The organism is Synechococcus sp. WH 5701 (assembly GCF_000153045.1).
GTDB classification, from domain to species: domain Bacteria; phylum Cyanobacteriota; class Cyanobacteriia; order PCC-6307; family Cyanobiaceae; genus Regnicoccus_A; species Regnicoccus_A antarcticus.
Genome location: NZ_CH724159.1, coordinates 1623556 through 1639401, shown reverse-complemented (window position 1 = coordinate 1639401; position 15846 = coordinate 1623556). Strand labels below are relative to the sequence as shown.

18 protein-coding genes are annotated in these 15846 nt (G+C 66.5%); 9 read left to right on the top strand and 9 right to left on the bottom strand.

Features of this window, described 5'->3' with window-relative positions:
* Nucleotides 1-24 precede the first annotated feature (24 nt).
* A complete protein-coding gene (locus WH5701_RS09320) occupies nt 25-258 on the bottom strand; it encodes a hypothetical protein (RefSeq protein ID WP_006171994.1) in 234 nt (77 codons plus the stop codon).
* Nucleotides 259-346: 88 nt separating this feature from the next.
* Complete coding sequence (locus WH5701_RS09315) at nt 347-571, bottom strand: DUF4278 domain-containing protein (protein WP_006171993.1); 225 nt, start codon at nt 569-571, stop codon at nt 347-349.
* A gap of 267 nt (nt 572-838) precedes the next feature.
* Between WH5701_RS09315 and queF the strand changes: the two genes are divergently transcribed.
* Nucleotides 839-1288, top strand: coding sequence for a preQ(1) synthase (queF, locus tag WH5701_RS09310; RefSeq protein ID WP_006171992.1), 450 nt, complete (start codon nt 839-841; stop codon nt 1286-1288).
* On the opposite strand, the gene WH5701_RS09305 is transcribed toward queF, so the two are convergent.
* From WH5701_RS09305 to WH5701_RS09275, 7 genes are all read right to left on the bottom strand, one after another.
* Nucleotides 1260-2582, bottom strand: coding sequence for a cytochrome c biogenesis protein ResB (locus tag WH5701_RS09305; RefSeq protein ID WP_006171991.1), 1323 nt, complete (start codon nt 2580-2582; stop codon nt 1260-1262). The genes queF and WH5701_RS09305 overlap by 29 nt on opposite strands.
* Nucleotides 2579-3256, bottom strand: a complete 678-nt coding sequence (locus WH5701_RS09300; protein ID WP_050751410.1) for a cytochrome c biogenesis protein CcdA — start codon at nt 3254-3256, stop codon at nt 2579-2581. Before WH5701_RS09300 ends, WH5701_RS09305 begins: the two co-directional genes overlap by 4 nt.
* Before the next feature lie 58 nt (nt 3257-3314).
* Nucleotides 3315-4583 (bottom strand): FtsW/RodA/SpoVE family cell cycle protein, encoded by a 1269-nt coding sequence (locus tag WH5701_RS09295; RefSeq protein WP_006171989.1) that lies wholly within the window; start codon nt 4581-4583, stop codon nt 3315-3317.
* A 125-nt stretch (nt 4584-4708) separates the two neighbouring features.
* Nucleotides 4709-4909 carry a phycobilisome linker polypeptide gene (locus tag WH5701_RS09290; RefSeq protein WP_006171988.1) on the bottom strand — a complete coding sequence of 67 codons (201 nt, stop codon included), beginning with the start codon at nt 4907-4909 and terminating at the stop codon, nt 4709-4711.
* Nucleotides 4910-4944: 35 nt separating this feature from the next.
* The gene (gene apcB, locus WH5701_RS09285) at nt 4945-5433 is read right to left on the bottom strand and encodes an allophycocyanin subunit beta (RefSeq protein ID WP_006171987.1); all 489 of its coding nucleotides are present in this window, start codon (nt 5431-5433) and stop codon (nt 4945-4947) included.
* Nucleotides 5434-5473: 40 nt separating this feature from the next.
* Entirely contained in the window at nt 5474-5959 is a 486-nt protein-coding gene (locus tag WH5701_RS09280; RefSeq protein ID WP_006171986.1) for an allophycocyanin subunit alpha, read from the bottom strand.
* 409 nt (nt 5960-6368) lie between these two features.
* A complete protein-coding gene (locus tag WH5701_RS09275; RefSeq protein WP_006171985.1) occupies nt 6369-9398 on the bottom strand; it encodes a phycobilisome rod-core linker polypeptide in 3030 nt (1009 codons plus the stop codon).
* A gap of 169 nt (nt 9399-9567) precedes the next feature.
* Here WH5701_RS09275 and WH5701_RS09270 point away from each other — a divergent pair, with 169 nt between their 5' ends.
* From WH5701_RS09270 to atpA, 8 genes are all read left to right on the top strand, one after another.
* Complete coding sequence (locus WH5701_RS09270; RefSeq protein WP_037980843.1) at nt 9568-10791, top strand: trans-aconitate 2-methyltransferase; 1224 nt, start codon at nt 9568-9570, stop codon at nt 10789-10791.
* Nucleotides 10792-10838: 47 nt separating this feature from the next.
* Nucleotides 10839-11363, top strand: coding sequence for a H(+)-transporting ATP synthase (locus tag WH5701_RS09265; protein ID WP_006171983.1), 525 nt, complete (start codon nt 10839-10841; stop codon nt 11361-11363).
* Between the two features lie 64 nt (nt 11364-11427).
* Nucleotides 11428-12156 (top strand): F0F1 ATP synthase subunit A, encoded by a 729-nt coding sequence (gene atpB / locus WH5701_RS09260; protein ID WP_006171982.1) that lies wholly within the window; start codon nt 11428-11430, stop codon nt 12154-12156.
* Between the two features lie 161 nt (nt 12157-12317).
* Nucleotides 12318-12566 (top strand): ATP synthase F0 subunit C, encoded by a 249-nt coding sequence (atpE, locus tag WH5701_RS09255; RefSeq protein WP_010315318.1) that lies wholly within the window; start codon nt 12318-12320, stop codon nt 12564-12566.
* Between the two features lie 143 nt (nt 12567-12709).
* On the top strand, nt 12710-13180 hold the full coding sequence (locus tag WH5701_RS09250) for a F0F1 ATP synthase subunit B' (RefSeq protein WP_006171980.1): 471 nt from the start codon (nt 12710-12712) through the stop codon (nt 13178-13180).
* Entirely contained in the window at nt 13177-13707 is a 531-nt protein-coding gene (locus WH5701_RS09245; RefSeq protein ID WP_006171979.1) for a F0F1 ATP synthase subunit B, read from the top strand. Before WH5701_RS09250 ends, WH5701_RS09245 begins: the two co-directional genes overlap by 4 nt.
* Nucleotides 13707-14255: an ATP synthase F1 subunit delta gene (gene atpH / locus WH5701_RS09240; RefSeq protein ID WP_006171978.1), complete on the top strand. Its 549-nt coding sequence runs from the start codon at nt 13707-13709 to the stop codon at nt 14253-14255. Before WH5701_RS09245 ends, atpH begins: the two co-directional genes overlap by 1 nt.
* 63 nt (nt 14256-14318) lie before the next feature.
* Nucleotides 14319-15836, top strand: a complete 1518-nt coding sequence (gene atpA / locus WH5701_RS09235; RefSeq protein WP_006171977.1) for a F0F1 ATP synthase subunit alpha — start codon at nt 14319-14321, stop codon at nt 15834-15836.
* Nucleotides 15837-15846: the final 10 nt, after the last annotated feature.

Here is a 15846-nt window from a genome sequence, read left to right as displayed (position 1 = left end):
CTCCAATGGTTCGGATCAAGTCTCTCAGGAGGGATCGCTGAGAGGAAGGGAAAGGTTGGGGATGCGGTTGACCCGGAGCCCTGCGGACAGGGCATCCTGACAAAGCCGATCGGCGGAGCTTGGACTCACCTGAACCCTGCCGGTGGCCAGGTGGGACCACACGGCATCATCGAAGTGGGTCTGGAGCCAGACCATCCCCAGGGCCGACTGGGGCTTGAGGCGAAAGCCGCCGTCACTGCTAGCGAGGAAGAGGTCCATAAGGAAGACCCTGCGCACTGCGGCCATTAGGCCTGAGTGCGCAGGGCTTCGGCGTAGCTGTTGTTACGGGCCCTCAGGCTGGCGCTCTTCAGCCCGCCTGCAGGTCAAGCTGGGCCTGCTGCTGGCGGTGGTGGTAGACGTGCCCGCGGTAGTGAAGCTCAAGGCTTTCATCCACCGGCAGGGGTTCATGCTTCAGCGGCATGCGGTAGTGAACGCCTCGGTACACATGCTCCACCGGTTCGACGCTGGGGAGCGGTTGGTGCTGGTGGGTGCCGTAGGGGACACCCCGGTAGACAAGTTGGCCTGTGGTCATGACTGGAGCCTCGAAGGGATGGAGATCACCGTCCCCGCAGGGTTGGTGCCGATTCGTGGGAAGGAGCGTTGCTTCGCCATGCGGTGGGCTACTTCCGACAGGAGAGCTGTGGGGCTCTCCGAAACGTGTCCAACGTTTTGTCCTTCACACCATCTCTAGCGAATCCAGCTGTTCAGAGCGAACAAAAGCCTGGCCTGCTTCAGTAATCTTCACGGATTTGCCGTTCCTACGATCGGCCCCACGTCTTCTCCCGTCCTGGCACCGTCGATGTCGTTCCCTTCCAGCTCCACCTCCAAAGCCGCATCAGCGCTGGAGCCCGATGAGGGCACCGTCAGCCCGCGCTACGGCGAGCGGCTGATCAGCGAGGAGGCGCCGCTGATCTGCTTCGACAACCCCCGACGGGGCCGCGCCTACGAGGTGGCGATCGAGCTGCCGGAGTTCACCTGCAAGTGCCCTTTCTCCGGCTATCCCGATTTCGCCGTGCTGCGCCTGATCTATCAGCCCGGCCCGAGCGTGCTTGAACTCAAGGCCCTCAAGCTCTACGTCAACAGCTGGCGCGACCGCAGCATTTCCCACGAGGAGGTGGCCAACCGCATTCTCGATGATCTGGTGGCCGCCGCCGCGCCGGTCTGGATGCAGCTGGAAGCCGACTTCAATCCCCGCGGCAATGTGCACACGGTGATCCGGGTCAGCCATGGCCAGCGGCAGGCCTGCTGAGCTCAGGCCCCGCCCTCAGTTGCTCCAGCAGCAGCGGCAGTTCGTTGGCCAGGGCCGTGAGGTTGCGGTTGCAGAGCCCGCCCACATGCAGCTGGCCCTGATCGTCATCGGCGATCGCCCAGAGCTGGCGCGTGGCGATCAGGCTCAGGCCCCCTCCCAGCAGGGCAATGGCGAAACCGCCATACACCAGCGGGACCCCGGGATCACGCTTCAGCAGCAACCCGCTGGCGGGCATCACCTCCACCACCTTCAGCGGCAGGCCGGCGATCTCCAGGGCCTCGCCCCCGGGGGTGATCCGGCCGATCAGCTGGGCCTGGGCCGAGTACACCTCGATCGGGCCCAGCTCACTGCTGAGGGCCAGCAGCACCGGTTCTGATCCGTCCGGCCTGGTGGGCAGGGCCAGGCCCCACACCTGTTCCCCCAGCTCAGGCAGGCTCCGCAACGGCAGCTGCAGCAGGGGGCTGCGCCCCAGCTGCACGGTGATCGCCGCCAGCGACCAGTCGGCCTGATAGACGGTCATCCCCCGGAAGCGCAGGGGATGGTTGACGCTGATCTCGCTGCGCTGCAGCGGCTCCCCTTCGGCATCGAGCAGGCGCAGCTCGGAGCGGAACTGCTCGGGCCGCCCGGCGGGATCGCGCTCGATCCGAAAGGCATCAACCGCCAGGGTCATCTGGTTCTCACCGCGCTGATTGAGCAGTTGCAGGTCGTGGCCAGGGGCCAGGAAGCGCTCCAGCCGTTGCCCGGCCAGGGCTCCCCAGGAGGCCCCCACCATCAGCACCACCAGGCCGGCATGGACCAGCAGGGGCCCCACCCGGCCGAGAATCCCGCGCCGGGCCGCCAGCCGATCGCCCTGGGTCTTCAGCTGCCAGCGCTGACCCTCCAGCAGCTGGGCGAGGGCGTCGAGGTCGGCCCTGGGCTGGGCCGTCGGCAGTGATTCGGCCAGGCTCAACTTGCTCAGCTGGCGGGGGGAGCGGTAGTCGATCCAGCGCAGGGCCGCCTGCAGGGCGGGCCACTGGCGCCGCCAGCTGCAGAGCACCAGCGAGAGCCCCAGCCAGGCCAGCAGGGCCAGGAACCAGCTGCTTGCATAGACGTGGTCCAGCTCCAGCTTCAGGATCCAGTCGCCATCGAGCAGCCCCAGCCAGGGTTTGGCGTCGTAGGCCTGGTGGTACACCTCGGCCGTGTCCTGCTGGGGAATGATCGTGCCCAGACCACTGGCCAGGGCGATCACCAGGAGCAGTCCGATGGCCAGACGCAGATCCGAGATCCAGGCGGCCAGGCGGCTGAGGACCTTCATGGCAGCTGGGCCAGCAGGGTGAGCCCGCCGCTGGCCAGCAGCACCACGCCACTGATCGGCGGGATCCAGCGGCTGCGTTCACGCAGGGCCAGCAGCCGGGGCATCGCCGCGGCCGCCGTGCCCGCCAGCATCAGGGGAATCACCTGGCCGGCACCGAAACAGGTGAGCAGCAGCATGCCCACCAGAGGCTGTCCCTGCTGGGCGATCCAGGCCAGCAACACCGCCAGCACCGGCGTGGTGCAGGGGCTGGCCGCCAGACCGAAGGCGGCACCGGCCGCCAAAGGGGCCAGGGGGGCAGGCACCCGCTGGCGCCACAGCTCGGGATCGGGACCGGCTGGCAGCGGCAGACGCACCAGCCCGAGCAGGTTCAGGCCCATCACCACCGCCAGCAGGGCCACCACGGTGGGCACGACCCCGGGCACCTGGCCGTAGAGCCGCCCGAGCAGGGAGGTGGTGCCCCCCAGCAGCACTAGGGCCGCCACGATTCCAGCCGCGAAACTGAGGCTGCGCTGCCAGGCCTGTCCCGGGGCTTCCGGGCTCGAGAAGCCGGCCATGTAGGCCACGGTGATCGGCAGCAGCGAGAGCGAGCAGGGCCCGAGACTGGTGAGCAGACCAGCGCTGAACACCACCGTGAAGGTCAGCGGTCCGGGCGTGGAGAGGGAGCGCTGAAGCAGCTGCTCACTCCAGAGGGCAAGATCCGAGAGGGGCAGGCCTGGTATCCGGAAGCGAGCTTCAGCCTATCGGGGCGGGGTTGGGGCTGGTCCCGCCAGCGGGGTCACGGCGGCTGCGCAGCGGACGGCTCTCCCAGCCGCGGGATTCCAGCGAGCAGCGGATCAGCAGACCGGCGGTGAGCAGGCTGGCGAGCAGGGAGTTGCCGCCGTAGCTGATCATCGGCAACGGCAGGCCCGTGGTGGGCATCGAGCCGCTGGCCACGGCGATGTTGAGGATCGACTGGCCCACCAGCAGGGTGGTGGCACCGATGGCCACCAGGCGCTGCTGATTGCTGCGGCAACCCAGGGCCACCCGCAGGCCGACAAAACCGAACATCACCAGGAACAGCAACAGCACCACCGAACCCACGTAGCCGAACTCCTCGGCAAAGACCGCGAAGATGAAATCGGTCGACTGGATTGGCAGGTATTGCAGCTTCTGGGTCGAGAGGCCGAATCCCTCCCCCAGCACCCCTCCGGAGCCGATGGCCAGCAGGCTCTGCACCAGTTGATAGCCGTCACCCTGGGGGTCGTTCCAGGGGTTGAGGAAGGAGATCACCCGCAACCTCTGGTACTCGTTCACCATGATGCTGGCGGCGCCAAGGGCCCCTCCGGCCGCAGCGGTGCCCAATAGCGAGAGCAGGGGCAAGCCGGCCGCCAGGGCCATGAACCAGAGCAGCAGGCCCGTCAGCGCGGCGGTGCTGAGGTTGGGCTGCTTGAGGATCAGCAACAGCAGGATGGAAAAGGTGCCCAGCCAGAGCATTTTCTGATCCAGGCCGATGCGCTTCCAGTGGGCGAACAGGGAGGCCCCCTGCAGCACCACGAAGGGTTTCACCAGCTCGGAGGGCTGGATCTGGATCGGACCGATCACCAGCCAGCGGCTGGCGCCATTGACCGTGCTGCCCGCCACCAGGGTGCAGGCAATCAGGGCCCCGCCGATCAGCACGGCCGGACCTGCCAGTCGCAGCCAGCGCCTCAGGGAGGTGCGCATCACCAGCCAGAGCAGTGCCCAGCTGGCGACCAGCCAGATCGCCTGCCGCTTGAGGTAGTAGGCGGCATCCCCGTTTTCCCGAGCCGCCACCCACCAGCTGGCCGAGCCCAGGATCAGCAGCCCGGCCAGGCACCAGATCCCCACCATCACCAGCAGCAGCCTGGCTTCAGCGGGCCACTGGGCCCAGGCCAGAGGCGGCGGAGCAGGGCCTGCCTCCGCCACGCTCAGCTGATCGCGCGATCGTGAGTTGGCTTGGCTCCTGGGGCGTCGGGTCATGGTGGCCGGCAAGGACTGGCGCATGCAGCGCAGTTCCCCATTCAGCCGTGGCAGCAGCCTCGGGGGAAGGGGGTTGGGACAAAAAAAAGCCCGGCCAAGGCCGGGCTTTGCAGGTTTGACCAGCCAGGAGCGAGAGCTCTGAGGAGCGGTCAGTTGCCGACGTTGACCTGACGGCGACCCGTGACGAGCTCAACCTTGAGAATCTTGCCCCCCTGCTTCATGATCCGCTGCTGTTCAGCGAACCAGCTCTCATAGGGCACCCACTTGGTGAAGAAGGTGTTCTGCAGTTCCCGCTGGCTCCTGACCTTTTCAGGACAGGGAATGCAGGCCGTGATCTTGAACAGGCGCATGTGGTGATCCTCGCGGGTTGGGCGTCGGGTCGGGATCAGTTGCCCAGGCCGGAGCTGATGTAGTCGAGGTAGGTGCCGAGTTCACGGCCAGCTTCGGGGCCCACCAGCGAAGCGGCTGCTTCCTTGATGGCCTGGATCGACTGGACGGTGGCGCCGATGGGCACACCCAGGGAGTTGTAGGTCTCCTTGAGCCCGTTCAGCACCCGCTCGTCGAGGATCGAGGTGTCACCCGCCAGCATGGCGTAGGTGGCGTAGCGCAGGTAGTAGTCCAGGTCGCGGATGCAGGCTGCATAACGACGGGTGGTGTACATGTTGCCGCCCGGACGGGTGATGTCCGAATACAGCAGGGTCTTGGCGACGGCTTCCTTGATGATCGCTGCCGAGTTGGCACCGACGGTGGCCGCTGCGCGGACACGGAGTTCGCCGCTGGAGAAGTACTGCTCCAGCCGTCCGATCGAGGAGTCGTCCAGGTAGAGACCCTGGACGTCGGACTGGTTGATGACGTTGGTGATCGCGTCTTGCATGTGTCCTGGGAAGAGGCGGTGGGCAAGGAGAGGCGAAGCCTCAGGAGAGGGCGCCGATGACGTAGTCGAAGTAGAAGCCAGCCTCTTCGGCGTCGGCTCCCGTGAGCAGCCCCAGGGAGGCGTTCTTGAGCTCACGGACGACCTCGGCCATGGCCTCCAGGGGAGTGCCGAGCGCGCGATACATCTCGCGAGCCCCAATGATGCCGATTTCTTCGATCGGGGTGACGTCACCCGCTACAACGCCGTAGGTCACCAGGCGCAGGTAGTAGTCGACGTCACGCAGACAGGTGGCCGTCATTTCCTCGCCGTAGGCGTTGCCGCCGGGTGAGATCAGGTCGGGACGCTTCTGAAAGAGGCCGCCGCCAGCCTGCTTCACAATGCGCTCGCGGTTCTCGCCCAAGACCTGAGCCACCCGCAGACGGCGTTGACCGCCGGCGACGAAGGACTTGATCTGGTCGAGTTCGCCAGGGCTGAGGTAGCGGGCTTCGGTGTCCGCGTTGATGATCGAGTTGGAGACGATGCTCATGCAGTTCTGCCTCGAAACAAGCGGTCGCCGTAATGGAGACCGATATCCGGTGGGTAAGGGATGCCCCTCGCTCCTTCACTTCGTTGACGTGAACGCCAACGGTTTGATCGGGAGAGTGGGCTGGCGATCAGGCTTGCCGACCGCCGAGTCATTCTGCGGCAGAGGGGGCCGCCCCTCCCTGGGCCGGTAACAGTTCTTCACGGCGGTGCCATCGGGTCAAACCCCTTGGCTGGCAATGGCTCTGGCCTGTTCTGCGCCTAAGGGAAGACCCCTGAGTTTGTTCACACTTTGCAGGCTTGAACGCACGTCCCAGATTAATTCCCGATCAAAGATGAAGCTAAAGACATCATCTTTTCATGAAAATATCCCCCGAACTTCCGTCCGGGGGTGAAGGTTCAGCCGGAGAGGCTCAGATCGCTCCACGCGGCGGCGGGGTCAGTCCGGCGTTTCCGGCGTAGAGCAGGGCCGTGCGGTTCACTGTGGCCAGGGGGATCCCATCGGCCGTAGCCATGCCCTTGAGGTAAGGAACGGTGTCGCGGCCGAAGCTGTCGGCGTACTCCTTGCCGGAGAGCAGGTCGTCGAGGGCGGCCCCCTGACCCTTCTTTCCGCGGGTGGCCAGGTACTGGCTCACCTCCTTGGGCTGGGCGGCTCTGCCGAGCAGGGCGAGGTAGGCCGCCGAGGCCGCCCGCAGCGGAGCCATGCGGTTGAGCCGTTGCTGGAAGAGATCGGAGCCGGCGATCACCGCCACGAATTCCGAGACCGACAGGCGTCCATCGCGCAGTTGCGATTCGGCATCACCCAGGCGCTCAGCGGCCAGGGGGACCCGGTTCAGCAGTTGCCGGTAGGTGGCTTCGATCACCTGCTGAACCATGGCCTCACCGGCGTCGGGCAGCAGCATCACCGGCTGGCCGAGGCTGCGGCGGCGGCTGAATCCCTGGGGGCGAGCTCCATCGAGGGCCTTGGCCATGGCGGCTCCGGGCTGGGGAGCCACCGCTGCGCTGAAGCCATTGGCGCTGACCTGGGCGCTCCAGCCGCCTGAAATCTGGCCGCGGGCCGGTGAGGTGGTCGCCCGCGCCGAGCTGCCGATGGTGGCGCTCCAGCCACTGGACGCGCTGCCGGGACTGGTTGGGGACACCCTCCAGCGGCGGCTGGGCTCGGGGGGTTGGCGCAGGCTCTTGGGGGGGCTGCTTGCAGGCCTGGCAGCAGCCTCCTCGCCTTCGGCGAAACGGGCTGTCCAGCTGCCTGTCACCTGGCGCAGGCGGCGGTCGGGCAGGTTGCGCGGCGTGATGTCACCACTGCTGCGGAAGCTGCTGGACGGGGCCACCTGCGGCCGCTTCACCGGGGTGAGGTCGGGAATGGCCGAGGGATCGAGGGCCCGGCGCAGGGCGGGAATCCTGCGGGCATTGAGGTCGGAGGGGGTGACGAAGCGCTCGTAGGGGACCGTGTCTTCTCCGAAGGCCGTGAGGTATTCGGGGCTGTTGACCATGGCGTCGACGACGCCGTAGAAGCCATGGCGCGCCGCCGTGTCGAAGTAGCTGTTGATCTCACGGCGCCCGAAGGTGGGCCGCCCGAGCAGGCGACGGTGCATCACCTCGATGGCCTTGGTGATGTACAGGTTGGCCCAGTAGCGGCGGCGGAAGGCGTTCGAGCGCGCCACCTGGCGAATGAACTCGCGCAGGCTGATGTCGCCGTTCTCGAGCTTGATCTCCTCGACCTTCAGCTGCTCGCCGGCGTAGCCGGTGGTGCCGAGCACCTGCACGTACACGGCCCTGATCACGGCCTGGGTGCTGGCTTCGGTGCCGCGGATGCTGGGTTGGCCGCCGCGGCGGGGCACTGAAGAGCCACCGGTGGCGATCTGTTGCAATCTCACCACCTTCGGACCGACGCGCCGGGGGGTGGAGGCCCGGAACTGGGGGCTGTCCATCTGACCGGGCTGGGCCATGCCATTGCCCACCAGGATGCGCCGGCTGTCGTCGTTGAAGGGGGCCGGCCGGGTGGCCACCGAGGCCGTTCCCGAGGGGAAGATCGCCCCGTAGTTCAGACCCAGGGGATCGTTGCCGCCGCCGTAGGGGTGCTGATCGGGCAGGGGCTGGCGGTACGCCGCGTAGAGCGTGATGTATTGCGGGGCACCCTCGAAGGGCGCACTGAAGCGGAACAGCTTGCGGTTCGATCCCCAGCCAGCGCTCTCCTGAGCCTCTTCACCGAGACCGCGCAGGTAGGGAACGGTTTCCTCCCCGAAGGTCTGGGCGTACTCCTGGGTGTTGATCAGGGAATCCACCAGCCCGGGCAGTCCCTGCTGGCTGACGATGGCGAAGTAGCGACGGAATTCCTCGATCGTGCTCACGCCGCGGCCGAGGAAATGGCGGAAGGCCAGTTCCACCACCCGGCTGTTGGAGAAGCGGCCGTAAAACTGCCGCCGGTATTCCTTGCTGCGCCCCAGGGCGCGGATGAACTCCCGCATCGAGAGTTGACCCTGGGACACCTGGGTGGCTTCCACGGGGGCCACCACCTGGGAGTAGCCCTTAACGATGTCGCGCTCGAACACCTGCCGGTAGGCGGCCCGGATCACCTCGGCCTTTTCGCGGCCGGAGAGGCCCGGCTTCATCACGAAGCGCTGGCGGGATTCGGCGGCCAGGGCGTAGGTGGCCGGGAGCTGCAGACCCTGGTTCTCGGGGCTGCCCAGACGCTGGCGCGCCGAGGGGGTGGGAACCGCCAGCTCCTTGAGCAGCACGTTGAAGCAGTCGATCACCAGCTGCCTGGATTCCGAGTCCTTGCGGAAGAGGTTGGCGGCGGCGGCGCGCATCTCCTGCAGGGCCACGTTGGTGGCGGCCAGGGAGCAGGCCTTCTCGAGCACATCGCGCAGGCCGCGGGTGTTCACCGCCAGGATGCTGGGATCACCGGCCACCAGGGCATAACCCACGTAGCGCAGGAACCAGCCCATGTCGCGCAGCGACTTGCGCATGCGCTCGGTGCCGTAGCGCGCCACGCTGATCGGGCTGAAGCCGGGGGGTAGCACCACCCGCACATCGGCATCGGCCTGGACCCCTTCGAGGATCCGGCCAAGCAGGCCGGTGCCACCGCTGCCCTGGGCGAAGGTGCGCACGGAGGTGGCGGCGGCCACCTGGTCGCTGGCCAGGGTCGTGGTCTCCGGCTGACCCACGTTGAAGGGGGTCAGGGGAGCATCGAGATAGGAGAGCGGCGTGCCACCGGCGAAGATCCGGTTGGCGGCCTTGGCGACGATCGTGTCGGCATTGGCGGAGATCACTCGAGCCGCTTCCACGCGGGCAGAGCCGCTTCGGTAGAAGCTGAGGAGGGTCTCAAGCTCCACCTTTTCGGGGAACCGATCCTGTTGCTCCGCCTGACGGACGCTGGAGAGCGGCAGGGTGTCGTAGAGCTGAGGGCTGACCCTGGTGCTGCCGCTGCTGGCGGTCACGGTCATGAACGGGCGTGTACCGGGCGGAGTCACGTTACGGCTGTGCTCCTGCCCTCCCGCCAGGCATGAACAAATGTTTGCAGCGGACTGCCGGCAGATCGTCTCCGGCCGCCACGAATGGGCCCTGGTGGGCCCGGCCCATGAAAAGCTCCCCATGGATCGCATCCCCGCACCGATGAGCCCAGGCCCCGCCGATGCCGCCACGCCGGCGGTGAGCGCCTTCTACGACCGCTTTCCCTATCCGGGGGATCCGCTCCAGGACGGCCCCCCACCTGGTTACAACTGGCGCTGGAGCTACCCCTGCGTCAGCAGCGCCTGCACGGGTCGCCTGCCGGAGGCGGGCCCTCCTGTGCGGTTGCTGGATGCCGGCTGTGGCACTGGTGTGAGCACCGATTACCTGGCACATCTCAACCCCGGCGCGGAGATCCTGGCAGTCGACATCAGCGCGGGTGCCCTTGAGGTGGCCCGCGAGCGGCTGCGCCGCTCCGGCGGTGCCCGGCACTGTTCCTCCCTGCGCCTCGAGCAGCGCAGCCTGCTGGAGCTCGACGGCGAAGGCCCGTTCGATCTGATCAATTCCGTGGGGGTGCTGCACCACCTGCGTCAGCCCGAAGCGGGGCTGAAGGCCCTGGCGGCATTGCTCAGGCCTGGTGGCCTGCTGCACCTGTTTCTCTATGCCGATGGCGGCCGCTGGGAGATCCACCGGGTGCAGAGGGCGCTCACGGCCCTTGAGGTGGTGGGGGATGGCGAGGGCCTGCGTCTGGGCCGTGCCCTTCTCGAGCAGCTGCCGGAAACCAACCGCCTGCGCCGCCACCACGAGCAGCGCTGGGCCCTCGACACCGCGGCGGACGCCAATTTCGCCGACATGTACCTCCATCCCCAGGAATCCAGCTACGACCTGGCGGGCCTGTTCCGCTTCGTGGCCAGCGCCGGGCTCGAGTTCGCCGGCTTCTCCAACCCCGAGGTCTGGGATCCGGCCCGCCTGCTGCAGGGAGAACTGCTGGAGCGGGCCCGGGCCCTGCCCGACCGCCAGCGCTGGGCCCTGGTGGAAAGCCTCGACCCCGACATCAGCCACTTCGAGTTCTTTCTCAGCCGCGGCCCCCTGCGCGTCAGCTCCTGGGACAACGATGAGGAGCTGCTCTCGGCCTGCGGACGACGCAACCCCTGTCTCTGGGGCTGGCCGGGGGCCACGCTGCTCGATCCCGACCTCAGACCGATCGAGCTCGACGATCAGGACCTGGCGCTGCTGAAGGCCGTTGATGCGGCGCCGGAGTCGACCCCGATCGGTCGGTTGTCCCTGGGCTGGTCGCCCGATCAGCAGGCTGCGGTGGCGCGCACCCTCTGGAGCCGCCGCCTGCTGTTGCTGGCCCCTGCCAGCGGGCGCTCCGGCACAGGCTTGTAACACCTTTGTGATAGATTCCGCGCGCCTTTTCCGATGTGCTGACGCGCTTGCAGGCCACCCCCGCATCCGGCACCCCAGCCGGGCCTGATTCCCCTGAGGTGTTCCCCCAGGAGGCTTCTGATCTGCGGTCGTCCTTGCTGCGTGGCCTGGCCGGGAGAGAACTGGCGGTCCCCACCCTGGTGCCGCCGGCCCCATCCCCCGAGTCCGCCCCCGTGGTGGACACGCCCGACAACGGCATGGACGACTATCGGCGCCTGCAACGGCGTCTGTTGTTGTCCACTCTGATCGTTTCAGTCCTGGCAGTCCCAGTGGCGGCCTACCTGTTCGATCGGAGTACAGCTCTGAGCCTTTTGGTTGGAGCGGTCTCCGGCATGCTCTACCTGCGCCTTCTGGCTCGCAGCGTCGGTCGTATCGGTCCCGATTCCAAGCAGGTGGGTAAGGGTCAGCTTCTTGTTCCGGTGGTGCTCGTGCTGGGCTGCTCCCGGATCCCACAGCTGGAGATCCTCCCGGCCCTGATCGGGTTCCTGCTCTACAAACCGGCACTTCTGCTTCAGGCCTTCGTCCGCCCCTGATCAGTGATCCTTCGATCTCCTGATCACCCCATCCGTCGCTTCAGCGGCACCTCTGTACCCCTCGATGGTTCCGTTGCCTCTTTCTCTTCCTTTCGCCGAACTGGAGGTGGGTCAGCACCTCTACTGGCATGTCGGTGGTTTTCAGATCCATGGCCAGGTCTTCCTGAGCTCCTGGCTCGTCATCGGCGCGCTGCTGGCCCTCGTGGTGGCCGGCACACGCAACCTGGAGCGTGACCCCCGGGGTGTGCAGAACCTGCTGGAGTTCATCTGGGGGTATCTGCGTGATCTGGCCCGTGAGCAGATCGGCGAGAAGGCTTACCGCGATTGGCTTCCCTTCATCGGCACCCTCTTTTTGTTCATCTTCGTGAGCAACTGGGGCGGTGCCCTGGTGCCCTGGAAGCTGATTCACCTGCCCAGTGGCGAGCTCGGGGCCCCCACCGCCGACATCAACACCACCATCGCCCTGGCTCTGCTGGTGTCTCTGGCGTATTTCTACGCGGGTCTGAGCCGCAAGGGTTTCCGGTACTTCGAGTACTACGTAGAGCCCACGCCGATCATGCTTCCCTTCAAGATCGTCGAGGATTTCACCAAACCTCTCTCCCTCTCGTTCCGTTTGTTCGGCAACATCCTTGCCGACGAACTGGTGGTGGCGGTGCTGGCGTTCCTGGTGCCTCTGGTCGTGCCCCTGCCGGCCATGTTTCTGGGGCTGTTCACCAGCGCCATTCAGGCCCTGATCTTCGCCACCCTCGCCGCTTATTACATCGGTGAAGCGGTGCACGAAGAGCACCACTGATCCCTCCAGGCTGATCCGCCGCCCCCGGGCCGGTCGGCCGTTCTGCTAAATCTCCTGCGCGCAGGTCCGGTCTGAACCGGGCCCGTCTCCCCAGCGGAGATGTCCCAGGCGCCAGGTTCAACCCGCGCTCTTCCGGCGCCCCACATCCCCAACGTTCCACCATGGATTCCATCACTTCTGCAGCGTCTGTTGTGGCTGCCGGTCTGGCCGTCGGCCTCGGCGCCATCGGCCCCGGCATCGGCCAGGGCACCGCTGCAGGCGGAGCTGTCGAGGGCATCGCCCGCCAGCCCGAAGCCGAAGGCAAGATCCGCGGCACCCTGCTGCTCTCCCTGGCGTTCATGGAAGCGCTCACCATCTACGGCCTGGTCGTCGCCCTGGTGCTGCTGTTCGCGAACCCCTTCGCCGGCTGATCGCCTCCGGCAGGAACGGGGCACCGGGCTGAGGCCACGGTCCCCGATCCGCCGATTCGCCACTCCCGGACCCACCGCTCCACTCCGTCCCCACCGGCCCTAGGTCGGCGCGGGCCATCCGATCCCTCCAGCGTCCCCGCCCCATGACCAGCTGGCTACTGCTTGCCGCAGCAGGTGCTCCCGAGGGAGGTCTGTTCGACCTCGATGCCACCCTGCCGCTGATGGCGGTTCAGGTCGTCCTCCTCACCTTCATTCTCAACGCTCTCTTTTTCCGCCCTGTCGGCAAGACCGTCGAAGAGCGTGAGAGCTACATCTCCACCAGCCGTGCCGAGGCCAAGCAGCAGCTGGCTCAGATCGAGCGGCTGGAGGCTGATCTGCGCCAGCAGCTGCGCGAAGCCCGCCAGCAGGCCCAGGCTCTGATCGTGGAGGCCGAACAGGAGATGGATCGTCTCTACCGCAGTGCCCTCGCCGCGGCCCAGGCGGAAGCCAACGGCAGCCGCGAGGCCGCCCGGCGGGAGATCGACACTCAGCGCAAGCTGGCTGAAGACACTCTCAATGGTGAAGCCGACCGGCTCGGCGATCTGATCGTCACCCGTTTGCTGGCTGCCCAATGAGCATCGTCATCTCGATTCCGGCCCTTCTGGCCAGTGAGGGGGGGTTCGGCCTCAACCTCAACCTCTTCGACACCAACGTCATCAACCTGGCGATCGTGATCGCTGCGTTGGTCTGGTTCCTGCCCAAGGTGCTCGGTGGGATCCTTGAGACCAGGCGCGCGGCCATCCTCTCCGATCTCCAGGATGCCGAGCAGCGTCTCCAGGAGACCACCACGGCCCTGGCCGCCGCCAAGCAGGATCTGGCCGATGCCCAGAAGAAGGCTGAGAAGATCCGCAGTGATGCCACGGCCCGTGCCGATGCCCTCCGCCTTGACAGCGAGCGCCGGACCGTCGAAGAGATGGCCCGCCTCAAGCACGGTGCCGTCGCCGATCTTCAGTCGGAAGCCTCCAGGGTGAGTGAACTACTGCGCCGCGAAGCCGCCCGCCGGGCTGTCGAGAGAGCCCTGGCTTCCCTGCCCGGCAAGCTCGATGCCGATGCTCAGGCCCGGTTCATCGACCAATCCATCAACAGCCTCGGGCAAGCCTGATGCCGCTCCTCAATTCCATCTCCACGCCCTACGCCGAAGCCCTGCTTCAGGTCGTCGATCAGCGCCAGGAAACCGATCAGGTGGCCAAGGAGGCCAAGGATCTGCTCGAGGTCTGGCAGTCCTCCCCCGAGTTGCGGGCCGCGTTTGTCTCCCCGGTGATCGAGCCCGAGGCCAAAAAGAAGGTCCTCGTGACCCTCTTCGAGAACGAGGTCACCCCCACCTTCCTGACCCTGCTCAAGCTGCTGGCCGATCGTCAACGCATCGCCATCCTTGATGCGGTCCTGGATCGTTTCCTGGTGCTTTATCGGGAGCAGCGCGGCATCTCTCTGGCCAGGATCACCTCCGCATCGCCCCTGAGCGAGCAGCAACAGCAGGCGCTGCACACCAAGGTTCTGGCCGTGGCCGGCACCGACAAGGTGGAATTCGATCTGCACATCGATCCAGCCCTCATTGGTGGGTTCGTCGTCAGCGTGGGCTCCCAGGTGATCGACGCCAGCCTGGCCGGCCAGGTGCGCCGCCTCGGTCTGGCGCTGGCCAAGGCCGGCTAGCCCCCTCCCCTCCGCCTTCCACTCCTTCCTTCCATCGCCTCCCCATCAGGGGATCCCCCACCCATGGTTTCCATCCGCCCCGACGAGATCAGCGCCATCCTCAAGCAGCAGATCGAGGACTACGACAAGTCCGTCTCGGTCAGCAACGTTGGAACCGTGCTGTCGGTGGGTGACGGCATCGCCCGGATCTACGGCCTGCAGCAGGTCATGTCCGGTGAATTGGTGCAGTTCGACGATGGCAGTGAAGGCATTGCTCTCAACCTCGAGGACGACAACGTCGGCGCCGTGCTTCTGACCGATGGCATCGGTATCCGGGAAGGGAGCACCGTCAAGGCCACCACCCGCATCGCCGAGGTGCCGGTGGGCGAGGCGATGCTCGGCCGGGTGATCAACCCCCTGGGTGTGCCGATCGACGGCAAGGGTGAGATCGCCACCACCTCGACCCGCCTGATCGAGTCGATGGCCCCCGGCATCATTCAGCGCAAGTCGGTGCATGAGCCGATGCAGACCGGCATCACGGCCATCGACGCCATGATTCCCATTGGCCGCGGCCAGCGGGAACTGATCATCGGCGACCGTCAGACCGGCAAGACCGCCATCGCCATCGACACCATCCTCAACCAGAAGGGTGAGGACGTCGTCTGCGTCTACGTGGCCATCGGTCAGAAGTCGGCCTCGGTCGCCAACGTGGTGGAAGTGCTTCGTGAGCGCGGCGCCCTGGATTACACCGTGGTGGTGGCCGCCAGCGCCTCCGAGCCCGCCGCACTCCAGTATCTGGCCCCCTACACCGGCGCCGCCATCGCCGAGTCCTTCATGTACGAGGGCAAGGCCACCCTGGTGGTTTACGACGACCTGACCAAGCAGGCCCAGGCCTACCGCCAGATGTCACTGCTGCTGCGCCGTCCACCCGGTCGTGAGGCCTACCCCGGCGATGTCTTCTACTGCCACAGCCGGCTGCTCGAGCGCGCCGCCAAGCTCTCCGATGAGATGGGCAAGGGCAGCATGACCGCCCTGCCGATCATTGAAACCCAGGCCGGCGACGTCTCGGCCTACATCCCCACCAACGTGATCTCGATCACCGATGGCCAGGTGTTCCTGAGCTCCGACCTGTTCAACTCCGGCCTGCGCCCAGCCATCAACGTGGGCATCTCCGTGAGCCGGGTGGGTGGTGCCGCCCAGACCAAGGCGATCAAGAAGATCGCCGGCACCCTCAAGCTGGAGCTGGCCCAGTTCGATGAACTGGCCGCCTTCTCCCAGTTCGCCTCCGACCTAGATGCCGCCACCCAGGCGCAGCTGGGACGGGGCAAGCGCCTGCGCGAGCTGCTCAAGCAGCCTCAGTACAGCCCACTGCTCCTGGCTGAGCAGGTGGCGGTGGTGTATGCCGGTGTCAAGGGCCTGATCGATGAGGTGCCTGTGGATCAGGTGGTGCAGTTCTGTCGTGAACTGCGCGACTACCTCAAGACCAACAAGCCTGAGTTCATCACCAAGGTTCAGACCGAGAAGGTTCTCAGCGACGAGGCTGAGTCGATGCTCAAGGACGCCATCAACGACGTCAAGTCCACCCTTCTGGCCGCAGCCTGAGGTCTCCCCA